This window comes from Chlorogloea sp. CCALA 695, assembly GCF_003003885.1.
In the GTDB taxonomy this organism is placed as follows: Bacteria; Cyanobacteriota; Cyanobacteriia; order Cyanobacteriales; family Chroococcidiopsidaceae; genus Aliterella.
Genome location: NZ_PVWN01000015.1, coordinates 38,827 through 54,699 on the forward strand (window position 1 = coordinate 38,827; position 15,873 = coordinate 54,699).

Annotated in this window: 15 protein-coding genes; 6 read left to right on the plus strand and 9 right to left on the minus strand. The window is 41.1% G+C overall.

All coding sequences use genetic code 11. The annotated features are described in order from the left end of the window. Positions 1-6: 6 nt before the first annotated feature. From C7B70_RS10395 to C7B70_RS10405, 3 genes are read right to left on the minus strand one after another with little or no spacing between them, the layout of a single operon-like run. The gene (locus C7B70_RS10395) at positions 7-1,617 is read right to left on the minus strand and encodes a glycosyltransferase family 39 protein (protein ID WP_106368976.1); all 1,611 of its coding nucleotides are present in this window, start codon (positions 1,615-1,617) and stop codon (positions 7-9) included. Positions 1,618-1,636: 19 nt separating this feature from the next. Then, the gene (locus C7B70_RS10400; RefSeq protein WP_106368977.1) at positions 1,637-2,908 is read right to left on the minus strand and encodes a recombinase family protein; all 1,272 of its coding nucleotides are present in this window, start codon (positions 2,906-2,908) and stop codon (positions 1,637-1,639) included. A 23-nt stretch (positions 2,909-2,931) separates the two neighbouring features. Next, positions 2,932-3,294 carry a VOC family protein gene (locus C7B70_RS10405; protein ID WP_106368978.1) on the minus strand — a complete coding sequence of 121 codons (363 nt, stop codon included), beginning with the start codon at positions 3,292-3,294 and terminating at the stop codon, positions 2,932-2,934. 115 nt (positions 3,295-3,409) lie between these two features. Here C7B70_RS10405 and aroC point away from each other — a divergent pair, with 115 nt between their 5' ends. The 4 genes from aroC (at position 3,410) to C7B70_RS10425 (ending at position 6,957) form a co-directional block, all read left to right on the plus strand. Next, complete coding sequence (aroC, locus tag C7B70_RS10410) at positions 3,410-4,501, plus strand: chorismate synthase (protein WP_106368979.1); 1,092 nt, start codon at positions 3,410-3,412, stop codon at positions 4,499-4,501. Between the two features lie 67 nt (positions 4,502-4,568). Then, complete coding sequence (locus C7B70_RS10415) at positions 4,569-4,823, plus strand: SemiSWEET transporter (protein ID WP_106368980.1); 255 nt, start codon at positions 4,569-4,571, stop codon at positions 4,821-4,823. A 20-nt stretch (positions 4,824-4,843) separates the two neighbouring features. After that, positions 4,844-6,466 (plus strand): radical SAM protein, encoded by a 1,623-nt coding sequence (locus C7B70_RS10420; protein ID WP_199192179.1) that lies wholly within the window; start codon positions 4,844-4,846, stop codon positions 6,464-6,466. Between the two features lie 11 nt (positions 6,467-6,477). After that, positions 6,478-6,957 (plus strand): pentapeptide repeat-containing protein, encoded by a 480-nt coding sequence (locus C7B70_RS10425; RefSeq protein WP_106368982.1) that lies wholly within the window; start codon positions 6,478-6,480, stop codon positions 6,955-6,957. A 43-nt stretch (positions 6,958-7,000) separates the two neighbouring features. On the opposite strand, the gene C7B70_RS10430 is transcribed toward C7B70_RS10425, so the two are convergent. Continuing rightward, complete coding sequence (locus C7B70_RS10430) at positions 7,001-7,942, minus strand: glycosyltransferase (protein ID WP_106368983.1); 942 nt, start codon at positions 7,940-7,942, stop codon at positions 7,001-7,003. 153 nt (positions 7,943-8,095) lie between these two features. Here C7B70_RS10430 and C7B70_RS10435 point away from each other — a divergent pair, with 153 nt between their 5' ends. Further along, positions 8,096-8,881 carry an S-adenosyl-l-methionine hydroxide adenosyltransferase family protein gene (locus C7B70_RS10435; RefSeq protein WP_106368984.1) on the plus strand — a complete coding sequence of 262 codons (786 nt, stop codon included), beginning with the start codon at positions 8,096-8,098 and terminating at the stop codon, positions 8,879-8,881. A gap of 153 nt (positions 8,882-9,034) precedes the next feature. Further along, complete coding sequence (locus C7B70_RS10440) at positions 9,035-9,820, plus strand: pantothenate kinase (protein ID WP_106368985.1); 786 nt, start codon at positions 9,035-9,037, stop codon at positions 9,818-9,820. Here the strand turns inward: C7B70_RS10440 and C7B70_RS10445 are convergent. The 5 genes from C7B70_RS10445 to C7B70_RS10465 all read right to left on the minus strand — a co-directional run bounded on the left by C7B70_RS10445 (position 9,812) and on the right by C7B70_RS10465 (position 15,796). After that, the gene (locus C7B70_RS10445; RefSeq protein ID WP_106368986.1) at positions 9,812-10,267 is read right to left on the minus strand and encodes an NUDIX hydrolase; all 456 of its coding nucleotides are present in this window, start codon (positions 10,265-10,267) and stop codon (positions 9,812-9,814) included. The two genes, C7B70_RS10440 and C7B70_RS10445, sit on opposite strands and share 9 nt — an antisense overlap. Before the next feature lie 32 nt (positions 10,268-10,299). Beyond that, positions 10,300-11,787, minus strand: a complete 1,488-nt coding sequence (gene dacB / locus C7B70_RS10450; protein ID WP_106368987.1) for a D-alanyl-D-alanine carboxypeptidase/D-alanyl-D-alanine-endopeptidase — start codon at positions 11,785-11,787, stop codon at positions 10,300-10,302. A 107-nt stretch (positions 11,788-11,894) separates the two neighbouring features. Next, a complete protein-coding gene (gene ilvB / locus C7B70_RS10455; protein WP_233220886.1) occupies positions 11,895-13,745 on the minus strand; it encodes a biosynthetic-type acetolactate synthase large subunit in 1,851 nt (616 codons plus the stop codon). 167 nt (positions 13,746-13,912) lie between these two features. Then, entirely contained in the window at positions 13,913-15,199 is a 1,287-nt protein-coding gene (locus C7B70_RS10460; protein WP_106368988.1) for an MFS transporter, read from the minus strand. A gap of 33 nt (positions 15,200-15,232) precedes the next feature. Further along, positions 15,233-15,796, minus strand: a complete 564-nt coding sequence (locus tag C7B70_RS10465; protein WP_106368989.1) for a hypothetical protein — start codon at positions 15,794-15,796, stop codon at positions 15,233-15,235. Between the last annotated feature and the right edge of the window lie 77 nt (positions 15,797-15,873).

A 15,873-nucleotide genomic window follows, 5' to 3' on the forward strand; every position in this document is an offset into this window, starting at 1 on the left:
TTATTTTCAGCTTTGGCGCTTAATTAAAGTCCAACCTTCTCTTGTTCCCAATCGTTGCACAGATTTTAATCCTAGACTTTTAAGCTTAGTCGGTTCGACGAGTAAGTAGGGGTTTGATTGTTGCCAGTATCTTTGTAGTTCGTCGTTAGTGGCGGGAATGACTTGGCGATCGCTATAAAAGTTTAAGGATGGTCGATGATAGGGAAAAGAAGTATAAATTTTTTGCTGTGGGGTTGTGTTGCTTTGAATCATCGCCGCCACAGGTTTTACTGGGTAAGCTTCGGCTAATTCCCATACCCAATGACGAGAAGTCACAAATAAAGCTAGGGAAAGATAACAACCCCAAAATAAAATTACGATAAATTGGCGATCGCCTTCTTGGGCTAAAATTGCCGCAGTGGTCATTGTCAGCGCGATACAAGTTAAAATTGTTTGCAATTGCAAGTCTTTGGCGGGACTTAGGGGACTAAAGTATAAGCTACCACCCCAGGAAATTAAGGCAAGGATTGTGAGAATAGCGAAGCCCTGCGTGCGCGCTTGCGCTATCGCCAATCGGGAATAACTTAAGCGTGGTTTGTGCCAAACTTGGGTTAGCTGTACTCCCACGGCTAAAGCAAAAGCGGGGTAAACGGGTAAAACGTACCAAGGCAATTTAGTAGTCATTACAGAAATTGTCAGTAAGTAAACACCCAGCCAAACAACAATTAGTTTGGAGTAGCTGATATTGCTATTAAGCCAAGCAAAACGAAATCCTTGGGGCAAAAATAGCAGCCAAGGGAAAGAATATTTAACAATTTCTAGTAAGTAATACCAAGAGGGCTGGGCGTGGTTTTCGACTCCTTGCCAAATTCGATTGAGAGACTGAGTAACTATAGCAGTTTGGGTAAAAAAGCTACCGTAATGCAACCACTGGGCAGTATACCAACTAACGACAGGAGTAATACCAATTGCTACTCCTAGCCATAAATACCAACTGGTAAGTAAGCGTGGCGTATCCCAGAACAGAAATAATAAGGCGATCGCACCTAATAATAAACCTAAAAGCCCCTTAGTAAAGCAAATTAATCCTAAACCAACTCCTACACCCAAGCAGTAGCGCAAATTTCGCCTACTTCGCAACACGCACAAAATTGTAAATATAAAAAAACTGACTACCGCGCCATCCAACATTGCAAGTCGTCCGTGACGTACCATTGGCAGCATAGTTAAATAGACTAAACTTGCAAAAATAGCCGTTATTCGTTGCGGGAATATTTCTCGCCCAACACTGTAAAGTAAGGGGACAGAAAGCGCCGTCAAAATTGCCCCAGGTAAGCGCGAAGTCCATTCATTTACCCCACCAAGGCGGTAAGCCAAAGCAATCAGCCAATGGATAAGCGGTGGTTTGTTTAAGTAAGGTTCCCCGCCCAAGGTAGGATAAAGCCAAGCATTCGTTGCAATAGGATGAAGCGAAATTTCCCGCGCAACTTGAGCAACTGTACCCTCATCCCAATCTCTTAGTGGTACGCCGCCCAAATTGAGCGTAAATAGTATTAGTGCAGCGATTAATAATCCTAAAACCCACAACCAATCTAATAAACGTCTTTGGGTGAAATTTTTATAATACAAACGAGCCATGCAAGGTTTGAAGCGACTGCTAAAAAATAAAGATAATTTGCAAGTTCCAACTTTTATCTTGGCGTATTATTTCAATTTGCCGAATAAACTCCCGAAAGTAAAATCGTCGCTCTGATTCTGATAAATCAAGCCAAAACTGAGGAATTGAAACTAATTGAGCTACTGAGCGCAAATTTACGGGAGGCAAAGTTGCTAATTTTCCCTGTAACGTCGAAATTTCAGTACGGAGGTTGTAAGTGCGTAGAGTTGCCGTCTCTATATCTAAGATGCCATTATCGAGCAAATTTGGTATAAGCGCGAGGATTTCTTGTGAACTTGCAATTTCTGCTAACCAAGAATTTTTTACACCGTCTAACTGAGAAAAATTCACGCCACTTACAGCTAAAGGTAAATCGCGGCAAATAGTTTGAATAGTCTGCTGCAATACTTCTTCGTAAACAAGACGACACTTAGGACGACGGGGACATAAAGTTGGGCGCAAGTAGAGGTATTCGCCCTTTGTGCGGGGCTTATTAACGCTAACAACAGTCATGGGCGACGAGCATTGGGCGCAGCTAACTAATCCCGCTAAAGAACGGTTAGCGCTGGCTGTACGCGGTGGTAAGCGACGATTGCGGCGCAATAAGCGATCAATTTGGGCGGCTTCTTCTCTAGAAATAATCGGCGGATGAGTATCAGACAATATTTGTTCGTTTTGATAAGCCGTATCGCCACGATAAACGGGATTAGTTAACCACCGTTTTCCGGTAGTGACAGAGATTTTTTTACCATATTTTTGGGCTAAGTAACGCACCGCACCCCGCAAAGAACCGTAAAGCAAAAAGCGATCAAAAAAGTCTTTGACTACGGGGGATGTAGTACGATCTATGGCATAACGAGCTTTGATTCTGCGGTAGCCGTAGGGAACTTTACCAGGTGGAGTCAGGGCGTTGAGACGGTTACGGGCGTGTCCTTGGCGGATGCTGCGGCTATGCTGTTCATATTGAATTTGTTGCAGTTGTATTAAGTCGGCTTGCATACCCGCCGCTTGTTCGGTAGTAATAAGTTTGATGTTGAGTGCTTGTAATTCGCTCAAACGATTGTTAATTTCTGGGATAGAGTCGCCAAGTTCTTCGATGCGACGAATTAGCAAATAATTGGCGGGATCGGTTTTTGCTTCTCGTAGTAATTGCTGCAATTGCGATCGCTTTCCTAAGTCTTGATACAATTTATCTAATTCCCACCCCCATAAATTCGGCTCTGGTGGTGATTCTAGTAAAGGGTTTGTGTAAGTGTAGGCAATAATTTTCATTGACAAACCGCACTGTAAAAAGTTTAGATTTGAGTCAGTTCGATAATATTGTTATCTGGGTCTTTGGTAAATAAGGCACTTCTACCAGAAGCGCTAGATTGAACAGAGTAATTGCCAGCTATTAGTTGAGTTTTGGCGGCTTCTAAGTCGGCAACTTTAAAAGCAAGGTGTGGGTTGCGTCCTAGTTTTTCTGCGTTGTGTAAATCAGTAGAGATAGAACTATCAACAATGAGATGCAGTTGAAAGTTGCCTATTTGATACCATGTACCGGGATAGTTAAGGCTGCGGTCAATTTTAGTTAAACCGAGAACATGACTATAAAAATCTTCAGCTTTTTGTAAGTCAGTGACAAGTAAGGCTGTATGGAAACACTCAATAATTTGCATGGTTTACTACTTTTCCTGAATATTTAGCAATTAAAGACCAAAATTTAGGACTTTTAACTTTAAACTTACAACTTGTTTATGCTAGAAAATAGCAGGCTATCTTTAAAGACGCATCATGGGTAATACTTTTGGGCATTTGTTTCGAGTCACTACTTTTGGTGAGTCTCACGGCGGCGGCGTTGGAGTGACAATTGATGGTTGTCCGCCACAATTGGAGATTACCGCCGAGGAAATTCAAAAAGAATTAGACCGTAGGCGACCAGGACAAAGTAAAATTACGACACCGCGCAAAGAAGCTGATACTTGCGAAATTCTTTCCGGGATATTTGAAGGCAAAACTTTAGGTACGCCGATTACTATTTTAGTGCGAAACAAAGACACTCGCCCTCAAGATTATGATGAGATGGCGCAATCTTATCGTCCTTCTCACGCTGATGCTACCTACGATGCTAAGTATGGAATTCGCAATTGGCAAGGTGGCGGACGTTCTTCGGCGCGGGAAACTATTGGACGAGTGGCAGCAGGTGCGATCGCTAAAAAAATTCTTGCTACAGTTGCTAATGTAGAAATTGTTGCCTATGTTAAGCGGATTAAAGATTTAGAAGCGGTAATCGATTCTAATACAGTTACCTTAGAACAAGTTGAAAGTAACATTGTACGTTGTCCTGAAACCGAATCTGCCGAGCGGATGATTGAACTTATCGAGCAAGTGGGACGACAAGGCGATTCTATTGGGGGTGTAATTGAATGTGTCGCCCGTAACGTACCAAAAGGTTTAGGTTCGCCCGTTTTTGACAGAATAGAAGCGGATATTGCCAAAGGTGTAATGTCTCTCCCCGCAACTAAAGGGTTTGAAATTGGTTCGGGTTTTGCCGGAACTCTGTTAAATGGTAGCGAACACAATGACGAATTTTATACCGATGAAAATGGCGAACTCCGTACAGTAACTAATCGCTCTGGTGGTGTTCAAGGTGGCATTTCTAACGGTGAAAACATCATTTTGCGGGTAGCTTTTAAGCCCACAGCTACAATTCGTAAAGAGCAGCGTACTGTGAATAAAGAAGGCGAGGAAATGCTGTTAAAAGGCAAAGGTAGACACGATCCTTGTGTACTTCCTAGAGCAGTGCCGATGGTTGAAGCGATGGTAGCATTAGTATTATGCGATCATTTATTGCGCCATTACGGACAGTGTAAAGTGTTACCTTAATAGTTACAAGATGGGCTTTTTGCCCGTTTTGTAGGTTTTATTGTTAGGAATAGTTGCAACTTTTTAAATGAATTCAATTACAATTTTAGGATTAGTTGCAGGTACGCTAACAACCCTTGCTTTTTTACCTCAGTTATTAAAAATCTGGCAAACTAAATCGGCTAAAGATATTTCTTTTAATACCCTAATTATTTTTAATATAGGTATTTTCCTTTGGCTGATTTATGGAATTTATCTCAACGCTTTGCCGATTATTCTAGCTAATTTATTTACTTTGATTTTCAACATGATAATTGTATGGCTTAAAATTAGATATAAGTGATTCTAATTTAAAAAAATATTGTGACTGCTTTTGCTGCTGAAAGACTGCTATTTACTCCTGCTACCCCTGACACCGACGCTATCGAGACTATTTTTGCCTTTCCCAACGAATACACGGTAGGCATTACTAGCTTAGGCTATCAAGTCGTATGGGCTACTTTGGCAATGCGTTCGGATGTAGCTGTTAGTCGCTTATTTACTGATGTACGCGAACAATTACCCCCTTCGCCGGAATTGCTTGGCTTTTCCTGTTCTTGGGAGCTAGATTACGTTAATATTCTCAATTTGCTCGAATCTCTCCAAATCCCAATTCGAGCCGCTAATAGAGATGAAAATCATCCTTTAGTTTTTGGTGGTGGTACGGTATTTAGTGCTAATCCCGAACCTTTTGCAGATTTTTTTGACATCATCTTGTTAGGTGATGGGGAAAATTTATTAGATAACTTTTTAGACGCATACAAGCAAGTTAGAAATGCTGATAAAAGGACGCAATTAATTCACTTAGCACAAATACCAGGGATTTATATTCCTAGCTTATACGAGGTAATTTATACCGAAAAAACAGGGGGTATAAAATCAATTCAACCAGTTACAAATAAAATTCCTAGCTATGTAGATAAACAGACTTATCGAGGTAATGTTTTATCGGCTTCAACGGTAGTTACCCAAAAAGCCGCTTGGGAAAATATCTACATGGTAGAAGTGGTGCGTAGTTGTCCTGAAATGTGCCGTTTTTGCCTTGCAAGTTACTTAACCTTACCTTTTCGGACTGCAAGCTTGGAATCGTCTTTAATTCCCGCAATTGAGCGCGGATTAGCTGTAACTAATAGATTAGGCTTACTTGGTGCGTCAGTTACTCAACATCCAGAGTTTGAAACTTTACTCGATTATTTAAGTAAACCACAGTATGATAATGTGCGTTTAAGTATTGCTTCGGTACGTACAAATACAGTTACCCAAAAGTTAGCAGAAACTTTAGCAAAACGAGATACGCGATCGCTTACAATTGCTGTAGAAAGTGGATCTCCTCGTATCCGCCAAATTGTCAATAAAAAACTAAATAACGATGAGATTATTACTGCTGCAATTAACGCCAAAGCAGGGGGATTAAAGGCCTTAAAGCTATACGGAATGGTCGGTGTACCAGGGGAAGAAGTAGAAGATGTCGAACAAACTGTAACGATGATGAGGTCGATTAAAAAGGCTGCTCCCGGCTTGCGTTTGACCCTCGGATGCAGTACCTTTGTGCCAAAAGCACATACACCTTTTCAATGGTTTGGTGTCAAACCTCAAGCTGAGAAACGCTTACAGTTATTGCAAAAACAGTTGAAACCTCAAGGTATAGATTTTCGCCCAGAAAGCTACAATTGGTCGGTTATTCAAGCATTATTGTCTAGAGGCGATCGCAGATTGTCTTATTTGCTAGAATTAACTCGGCATTATGGCGACACTTTGGGTAGTTATCGCCGTGCTTTTAAGGAGTTACGGGGACAAATTCCAGAAATGGAGTTTTATGTTTATCAAACTTGGTCTACTGAGCAGATATTACCTTGGGAACATTTGCAAATAGCTTTACCAAAATCTACACTAATCAAGCACCTAGCAACGGCGGAAGCAGAATTTAATTTATTAGCAGCAAGTTAAATATTAGATAAATGCTAACTCAAAATCTTCATCAAACAAGTATAGACTTTTTAGAAAAGTCGCCACAAAAACGCTTGCTAATTCTCAAAGAAATGGGTTTAGCTCGTTATGCAAACTTTTTGACTATTATGCCTCTTGCCGAACCTAATATAGCCTGCATAATGCGCTTTTTTAGCAACCCTACTAAAGCTAAGTTTCCTAACTTGCAAGGTGCAGAGCTATCTGGGTTAGTTTTAGATGGTGTAAACTTTATTCGCGGCGATTTATCGAGGGCAAATTTAAGTAATAGTAGTTTAGTTGATGCAGATTTAATATTCGCTAACTTTACTAACGCCAACTTGGATAACGCCATTCTTCAAGGAGCAACTTTAAACGAAACGCTATGGCTTGGTACGTCCGTAAAAAATTGTAACTTTGGCGCAGGAATTGGCATTACAAATAAGCAGCGTCAGGAATTAGTAAGTTGCGGTGCAATGTTTACTGGCAATTGACCCGTCTTAACAATACACGCGATCGCCTAAACAATTAAATATTTTACCAATCTAGTTTAGGCTGATAAGCAGGTATCAAGATTGTTCCTGCAACTTTAGATAATAAGGAAAATTTAAAGCGAATTTGCCGATATTTAGAGGAGTCATTTTTGAAATAACTCCATAGTAATTTACCTGCTTTTATTCCTGTTTGTCGTCCTCTAGATTCTTCTAACACTTTGTAGATTAAATATTGGTAAAGAGCAGTTAAACTTTCACTTTTTAGAGACTGGAGGTGTTGGGGAGCTTGGCGGTAATATTGGTCAATAATTCGTAAAGATACTGCTTCCATTTTAAAAACATTGCTTGAGGCGGAAACAGTAGTTATTCGGTATAAAATTTGTGGGGATGGAACTGCAACAAAATGATAGCGCGAGGCTAATCTTAAATACATATCCCAATCTTCCGCAGGAGTGAATGATTGATTAAATCCACCTACTTCTCTTAAAGCTTGGGTGCGAACCAGTATATTAGAGCCATTAGCTAAAAAATTACTTTTCAAAAGCTCTGCGTACACATCCCCATTTACAGTGTAGTGAGCGCCTGCTCTTAAAAATTGACTATTTTCATCAATATGGTCAGTCCAACTGTAGGCTACTCCTGCTTGAGGATTATTTTGTAAGGCTTTGAGTTGAGTTTCTAGCTTGTCTAGTGTCCACAAATCGTCTGCATCTAAAAAGCTAATAAACTCACCCTCCGCTTGAGAAATTCCCCGATTGCGACTAGCTGATACGCCAGCATTAGTATAAGAAAATACCTTAAGGCGCGGATCTTTTATACCAGTGATAATATCTAAAGTTGAGTCTTGGGAACCATCGTTAACTACAATTAATTCTAAGTTTCTCCAAGTTTGATTTAAAACTGATTCAATGGTTTCAAAAATAGTTTTTTCACTATTAAAAGCTGGAATAATTATAGATATTAGAGGTGTGCTTGTTAATGTCATTATGGCGATCGCTGATTTCCTCTACTTTTATGTACATAATAAAGTAGATTTGTCAATATATAAGAGAAAGTTTCAAAGTTTAAAAAATCGATTAACCTAGCTTGATATGCGTAGAACATAGTTAATATAAATTGTAGTAATTAGATAGATCATATGCTCGTTAATTTAATTGCTGATTATGGCAACGGCGATCCAGCCTTTACAGAAGTAACGCAACGGCTTTCTATGGGCTTACCTAATGCTCAAATTTATTGTCTCTCTGTACCGCCTTTTAGTACCTTAGCGACAGGCTTCTGGATTGCTCAATTAGGGCTTAATCCAGGCGCAGAAAACCGCTTAATTTACCACAACTGCGCCCCCCGTCAAGATGACTCCGAACCAAGGATAGATAATGAAGGTGAAGGACTTACTTATGCACTCTTGCCTAATGGAGTCAAAGTAGTAGGAGTAATTGCAGGTTATACTTTGTCCTTCATTAAAGACTATGCCGAAGTTATCCACAGTATAAAAGTATCACGCGCAGGTTCGCAATTTCGCTCCCGCGATGTGTTTCCAATCGCCACTATAGCGATCGCAAATGGAGACTTTAGCCTGCTAGGAGACGAGTTAAACCCCAATCAAATACCGAATGTACCAGGCGATCGCGTAGCTTGGGTTGATGGCTACGGTAATATTAAAACTACAATTTCTAGCGATAGTCTTAGTTTAAAACCAGAATCTAAAGTAGTAATCAGAGTTGGCGATGTAGTCAGCGACGCGGTTTATTCTGACGGTAGCTTTAAAGTCCCTGAAGGAACATTAGCCTTTTCTCCTGGTAGTTCGGGTTGGGATAAAAATGGTCAACCTCTGCGGTGGATGGAGTTATTTTTGCGCGGGGGAAATGCTTGGGAACGTTTTGGCAAACCCCGGATTAATCAAGTTGTGACAATCTTAAATTAGGTAATGGGTAATTGGTAATTGGTAGTAATTTCAATGAACAATTCCCAATGCGGTATGAATGAGGGAGACAAAAGAGTTGCAGAAAGGGAAAATCATCATACTTTCAGCAACGCCTTAAATTAAGGAGAGTTTTACAGAGCGCTCGCTAGTAGCATGGTTAATAAATCTATTTGGCTGGCTTTAGCGATCGGCAATTCTCGGCTACACTGGGCTTTGTTTAAAGGCGAAGAACTCTGTTGTAGTTGGGATACAGATTATTTGGCGGCTACTTCCATTCAACTATTAGCCTCTGGAAGTTGGGATGATTTACCCTTAGAGATATTAGTTGGAGAAGATTTTGCTTATCCCTTATCTTTGTATTTGGTTTCTGTAGTACCTAGCCAAACTGAGCTTTGGCAAACTTACCCAAATATACAAGTAATTACTTTAAATGAAATACCGCTTAAAAATATATATTCTACCTTGGGGAGCGATCGCGCTTTAGCTTTGTGGGGTGCAAAAGAAACCTACAGTTTACCTATATTAGTTATTGACTCTGGTACAGCGCTTACTTTTACAGGAAGTGATGCCAATTTTGCTTTCGTAGGTGGAGCAATTTTACCGGGATTAAGCTTACAATTTCTGGCTTTGAGTCAAAAAACCGCTAATCTATCTATCACCGAACTACCTACACAATTACCCCCGTACTTTGCGACAAATACGACTCAATCAATCCAAAGTGGGATAATTTATACTTTAATTGCTGGAATCCAAAGCTTTATAGAGAAATGGTTGCAGATGTACCCAAATAGCCAAGTAATATTAACCGGAGGCGATCGCACAATTCTACATAGTTATCTTAATTCCCAGTTTCCTAATTTAGCTGAGAAAATCAAGTGCGATCGCAATTTAATTTTTTGGGGAATCCAAGCTTACCGAAAAGCGCAAAATTTAAGCTAGAGTTGTCAAATTATCTAAATAATCTTGCAATTGTCGTCTGTGATCGTGAGCAAGTCTACCTTCTGGTAAAGAATCTAAATTAAAAGCTTGAATATTCAATACTTCTAACTTGTCTTTAATTGCCATTACTCCTGTAACTTCTGCTTCCACTACAATACAAATTGAGTGCATTCTTGGATCGCGATCAGGTGCGGAATACACGCCAACTAAGCGGCGAATTTTAACAACTTCTAAACCCGTTTCTTCTGCTAATTCGCGCTTTACAGCCGTTGGGACATCTTCACCCCAATCTACTATTCCTCCCGGAAGCGCCCACAAGCCATTATCGCGCCTTTGAATTAATACAATCCGACCATCGGGTAAAATCGGAATAACACTCGTACCTGTTATCGGGTGACGAATAATTAACCCCAGTACCGTCCGAATAATTTGCCATAAACGGCTCATAGCTAAAATAATCCACTTTTTATAAAACTAACCTAACAACGCCGCAAAGATACCAGTAGTAAAACAACTTCATCTATCGCTTGTCTAATTGTTGCCGAGCTTTGGTCAGATTGATTGATAATAATACTAAAAACAAGCGGCTCGTAATTTGGCGCGTTAATATATCCTGATAAAGCTAGAACCCCGCTCATTGTTCCTGTTTTGGCGCTAACAACGCCTTGAGCCGGGGTGTTTTTCAAGCGATTAACCAAAGTACCACTAACCCCCGCCACAGGCAAAGAAGCCCGATATATAGCCGCATATTGCGATGATGCCATAGCGCTCAAAGTTTGAGCGATCGCATCTGGACTAACTAAATTATGCCGCGACAATCCCGAACCATCAGCCATAATATAACCTTTGGGATCTACCCCTAAGTTTGTCAAAGCTTGTTTAACGGCAATTAGCCCTTTTTGCGAGTTACTATCAAAGGAATTTACTTTACTTCCCAACGTGCGTAACAACGCTTCTGCATACAAGTTATTGCTATTAAGATTTGCCTCTACCAATAATTGCGATAATGGGGGCGAATTTACGGCGGCAATTTCTGGCGCGTTGGCTAATTGCTTTTCAACTTCAACAATATTTAGCCTAACCCTATTGCTATTGTCTTTAATCCCTTCAATTAATAACACCCGGCGCAAGTGTTGGATAAAGTTTTCTGCGGGATTGATCACAGCTAGAGAAACTAATTCCGGCGGAGAATTAATACTTAAGCGTCCGCTAAGATGCAATATACCGCTCAAATCCCGATTTAATTCAACTTCTGTGGGTTCTCCTGGCTTTACTGTTACTGACTGATTATCAACACTTTGCCATTGTGTCGCCGCAATGGGATCGCTCCAAACAAGGCGCAATGGTTGACCTATTTGTTGAGGCAACAACTGTAACGTTACAGCATTTTGATTGATAATTAAGCTGCCAATCGGTGCGCCGTAATCTGCCTGAATGTCTCCCCATTCCCAGTCTGGATTGATAATATCGTCAGTGCGACTTCTCTCTACTGCTAAATAGGTCAATTGCCTAACTCCTGTCAGCTTCAACTGCCTTGCTAAAGCTGTAAGCTGAACATCGGTCAAACTTGGATCGCCGCGTCCCACAAGGCGCAATAGACCGCTATCTGTACCGTAAATAGAAGTACGAATGCGATAATTTGCCCCTAGTTGCTGCAAAGCCGCCGCCGCCAGTAACAGTTTGAGATTTGAAGCGGGAATAAAATATTTATCCGAGTCGCGGCTATAAAGACTTTGACTATTATTTAACTTATTAACGACAATTCCCCAACGTGCTTGACTAAATTGTGGGCGATTAGTAATTGTTTCTATCGCCTTACCAAGCTGCGCGGGACAGATAACCGGATTAACTTCTACCGTTTTTGTTGGGGTAGATGGTTTAGTTTGGGCTACGGCTTGCTCAATATTTAACTGTGTATAGAGCAATAGTAAGATTAAGCCGATTCTTTTAGTAATATTATTTTGCATAAAAACTTATAAACTCCGCCAATTGCTAATTAGAGCAGTTTTTAGCCAAAAAAAATCGGTGAGTAACTATTTACCCACCGATGCTTAATTAAGCTAAAGTTACACTTTTATAATTTAGTGCCGCACTCAGGACAAAAATTATTACTAAGATTCTTCGCACCGCAGCTACTACAGAAAACTGGCTCTACTTGTTCGGGTTTCGGAACATCTTGTAAACCAATCATCTGTGAATTGCTCTTACCAGGGGCAACCATTGGGTAACAATTCTCATCTCTTGTGACATGAGCATCTACCAATACTGGGCCATTATGAGCCAACATTTGAGCGATCGCATCGCTTAATTCTTCCCGTTTATCGATTCTAATTCCCTTAATCCCGTAAGCTTGAGCCAGCATTTCAAAGTTTGGCATCGCATGATCCATATTCGATGACGAATAACGCTCCCCAAAAAATGCCTGCTGCCATTGCCTTACCATTCCTTGCCAACCATTATTTACGATTACAATCTTGACATTTATGCCGTAATGTGCAAGCGTACCCAATTCTTGTAAATTCATTTGAAAACTAGCATCGCCACTAATACAAATGACTTCTTCAGTAGGCAAGGCAACTTTAGCACCCATTGCGGCGGGTAAACCGTAACCCATAGTCCCCAACCCCGCGCTAGAAATCCACCGCCGGGGGCCATTTTTGAGAAACTGTGCTGACCACATTTGATGTTGCCCTACATCTGTTGTGTAGTAAGCATCCGGTGCTTGAGTCGCTAGTTCAAAAATTACCTCTTGAGGCGACATACTGTCGTTATGATGAGGCACAACTAAAGGGTAATCTCGTCGCCAAGTATAGATGCGATTTAACCATTCTTGAGTTTGATTTGGATTAGTTGCGCGATCGCCCGATGCTTGACATAAAGCCAATAAATCAATTAAAACCTGCTTGACATCACCAACAATTGGCACTTCTGGGATGCGATTTTTGCCAACTTCTGCTGGATCGATATCGATGTGAATAACTTTAGCGCGAGAGGCAAATTCGTCTAATTTCCCGGTAACGCGATCGTCAAATCTTGCTCCTACACAAATCAACAAATCGCACTCACTAACAGAGAAGTTAGCGTAAGCCGTGCCGTGCATTCCCAGCATTCCCAAGGCTAAAGGATGATTTTCATCAAAAGCACCCTTTCCCATCAACGTAGTTGTAACCGGAATATTAAATAACTCCGCTACTTGCTTAATTTCGTTATGGGCGCTGGCAGCAATTGCCCCACCACCTACATACAACAAAGGACGGCGCGCTTGCTGCATTAATTGCAATGCGGCATTAATTTGACGAGGATTGCCTTTAACAGTAGGACTATACCCTGGCAACTTGACTGTACCGGGTTCTACAGGCACATAGTCAAATTCTTCTAACCCCACATCTTTAGGTACGTCAATTAAAACTGGGCCGGGTCGTCCGGTACTAGCAATGTAAAAAGCCTCTGCCACAATCCGCGCCATATCTCTAGCATCGCGCACTACATAAGAGTGCTTGACAATCGGCAGCGTGATTCCATAAATATCCGTTTCTTGAAAAGCATCCGTCCCAATAGCCCCACGAGGTACTTGCCCAGTTACAATTACCATCGGAATCGAGTCCATCTGCGCTGTCGCAATGCCTGTAACTAAGTTTGTTGCTCCTGGCCCAGAAGTTGCAAAGCACACGCCTACTTTTCCTGTGGCACGGGCATAACCGTCGGCGGCGTGAGCCGCCCCTTGTTCGTGTCTAACTAAAATATGCTGAATACCACCCGCCGCTTCAGCTTTATAAAGCTCGTCATAAAGCGGTAAAATTGCCCCGCCCGGATAGCCAAAAATATGCTCAACGCCGTGACGCTTGAGCGAGTCTATTAAAGCAAAACCCCCCGTTGCCCGTCTATCGCTAACTATCGGCGCGATCGCTACTTCTAATTTTACGATTTCTGGAATTATAGAATTATTTGTAATAGTGGATTCCCCGGCGGGGATATTTTGTGAACGCACTGAGTAAACCTCACACAATTGCTAATTATTTAATAGTAAAGATTTTTTGTATTCAAAAATTCATTTTAATTGAAAATATTACTTTAGTGGCAACTTTGTCATGGTTATATTACATCACGCAAAACGCCGCGAGTATTATTCCAAGCCCAAATACCTACAACACAAACGATCGCACTCATTCCCACTAACACTATCCGTAATCCAAGAGCTTCGGAGCCTACAGCATTACTAACAGCATCGGTAATTGGCCCTGTAATTGCTAATGGCGCACTGAGGGCGATATTGATTAAATTATTTTGAAACCCAAAAACCTTACCGTGCATTTCGGTGGGAGTTTCTCTTTGAATTAGAGTTTGCATCGGTACGCCCACTAAAGCGCCCCCTAACCCCAACACAGCACTCAGCCCTAAACCCAGCCATAAATTGCTGACAAAGCTAAAAGCAGCTAAAGCAAATGCCATAGTCAAAAAACCAAACAAAGGCAGAGGTTTATGACGAAAGACATCGCCCCAATGCCCTAAAACTCCCGCGCCTAACATTATTCCTATTCCCGCAGCCGCCACTATAAACCCGTATTGTTTCTCTGACTGCAAGCCAATTTGAGGAGCTAGGCTGAAAGTCAACACAGTTAGGGCGGCAATTACACAGTACAAAGTTGTCAGTTGCAAGATCGCATCCCAAACCAGGCGGTTTTGCTTCAGATACCAAAAGCCTGCTTTCATTTCTTGCCAAGGATTCACCATCATACTGTGAGCATTACCTACAGTTTCTTTGAAAGAAACGGCTTGCAACGTCACTGCTGCCAAAAGATATAAACCACCAACCAATAGCTCTTGTCCCTTATCTCCTCCCCAAGCTTGACTAAGACTTAATAACGGTTCCCCGATCGCAAAGCCAACAATAAAACCCCCCATTGAGGTTGTAGTAAATAAAGCATTAGCTGCGAGCAAGTTCTCGCGGGGGATAAGTAACGGGATTGCAGCTTGTTCTGCGGGGGCAAAAAACTGAGTAACTGTTGAAATAACAAATGTTATCAATAATAAAATTACAAATTCCCTTGGTAAAAAAGGGATTGTAAATATTAACAGCGCGCGAATCACATTTGAAACTACAAGAATTAACTTTTTACCCAACCTATCAACAAAAATTCCTGCCACCGAACCAAATAAAATTGCTGGTAAGGTAAAAGTAAGCAGTAAAACCGATCGCATAGAGTTTTCTGTCCCCGTTGCTGTGGGATAAACCGCCAACAGTGCAATCAGCAAAGTTAAAAGAATTTTATCGGCTACCTGGGAAAGTAATTGTCCTATCCATAACGCTAAAAAGGAGCGGTTTTTGAGCAAAGCGACAAATCCAACTTGCTTTGCGGTTGGTTCTTCTATAGGAAACATAAAATATCTTAAAAATTCAATTATCGCCCCAATTTACTCAATTTCTTGGTAACGCTTCAATAGCAGCAAAATAAATTCGGCGGCGTTGCAACGCGATCGCACTGGGAAATTAACCGCACTTATTGCCCATCCTTTTACCGTAGAAGGCGATCGCCACATTTGCAAATGTTCCACTCCCGGATCTGCATAAAAGCTATCCTCCGAGGGATTTACAACTATCGATGTTTGGTGAGTAAAATAATCGTGACTCAGCCGATGAATGGGAAAATTACCCATTAACGGTACTCCCCAGCCATCAATCGCAATTACTGCCTTAACCTTTCCCCCTAGTAGCTCCCATCCCCAAGCCGCACCGAGCGCTCCTAATACCCCCGCACTAAAGCTAATAAATAACACTGGTGCAGCCTGGTGCGGTTGACCGTAAGCTTTAGTTAAGTCTTGTAAAATATGTATAACTGATAAAGCAGTATAATTTTTTGCATTGAAAATGCGTGCATTTACTGATAATGTAGAATTTGAATTAGATAATGACAATTCCTGTAAAAAACTTTGAGTTAGTTGGGGTAAGTGAAAGCCGGGGCAAATAAAAATACTCATAGGCAATAATTAAATCAAAGTCTTGAGAGCGAAAAGATAAACTACTAAGAATGCTTTTATACTTAAAGTCAAAAATG

Bases quoted from the DNA above. Each gene is read 5' to 3' on its own strand.
- C7B70_RS10395 (WP_106368976.1), bottom strand. From the start codon at position 1,617: ATGGCTCGTTTGTATTATAAAAATTTCACCCAAAGACGTTTATTAGAT.
- C7B70_RS10400 (WP_106368977.1), bottom strand. From the start codon at position 2,908: ATGAAAATTATTGCCTACACTTACACAAACCCTTTACTAGAATCACCA.
- C7B70_RS10405 (WP_106368978.1), bottom strand. From the start codon at position 3,294: ATGCAAATTATTGAGTGTTTCCATACAGCCTTACTTGTCACTGACTTA.
- aroC (WP_106368979.1), top strand. From the start codon at position 3,410: ATGGGTAATACTTTTGGGCATTTGTTTCGAGTCACTACTTTTGGTGAG.
- C7B70_RS10415 (WP_106368980.1), top strand. From the start codon at position 4,569: ATGAATTCAATTACAATTTTAGGATTAGTTGCAGGTACGCTAACAACC.
- C7B70_RS10425 (WP_106368982.1), top strand. From the start codon at position 6,478: ATGCTAACTCAAAATCTTCATCAAACAAGTATAGACTTTTTAGAAAAG.
- C7B70_RS10430 (WP_106368983.1), bottom strand. From the start codon at position 7,942: ATGACATTAACAAGCACACCTCTAATATCTATAATTATTCCAGCTTTT.
- C7B70_RS10435 (WP_106368984.1), top strand. From the start codon at position 8,096: ATGCTCGTTAATTTAATTGCTGATTATGGCAACGGCGATCCAGCCTTT.
- C7B70_RS10440 (WP_106368985.1), top strand. From the start codon at position 9,035: ATGGTTAATAAATCTATTTGGCTGGCTTTAGCGATCGGCAATTCTCGG.
- C7B70_RS10445 (WP_106368986.1), bottom strand. From the start codon at position 10,267: ATGAGCCGTTTATGGCAAATTATTCGGACGGTACTGGGGTTAATTATT.
- dacB (WP_106368987.1), bottom strand. From the start codon at position 11,787: ATGCAAAATAATATTACTAAAAGAATCGGCTTAATCTTACTATTGCTC.
- C7B70_RS10460 (WP_106368988.1), bottom strand. From the start codon at position 15,199: ATGTTTCCTATAGAAGAACCAACCGCAAAGCAAGTTGGATTTGTCGCT.
- C7B70_RS10465 (WP_106368989.1), bottom strand. From the start codon at position 15,796: ATGAGTATTTTTATTTGCCCCGGCTTTCACTTACCCCAACTAACTCAA.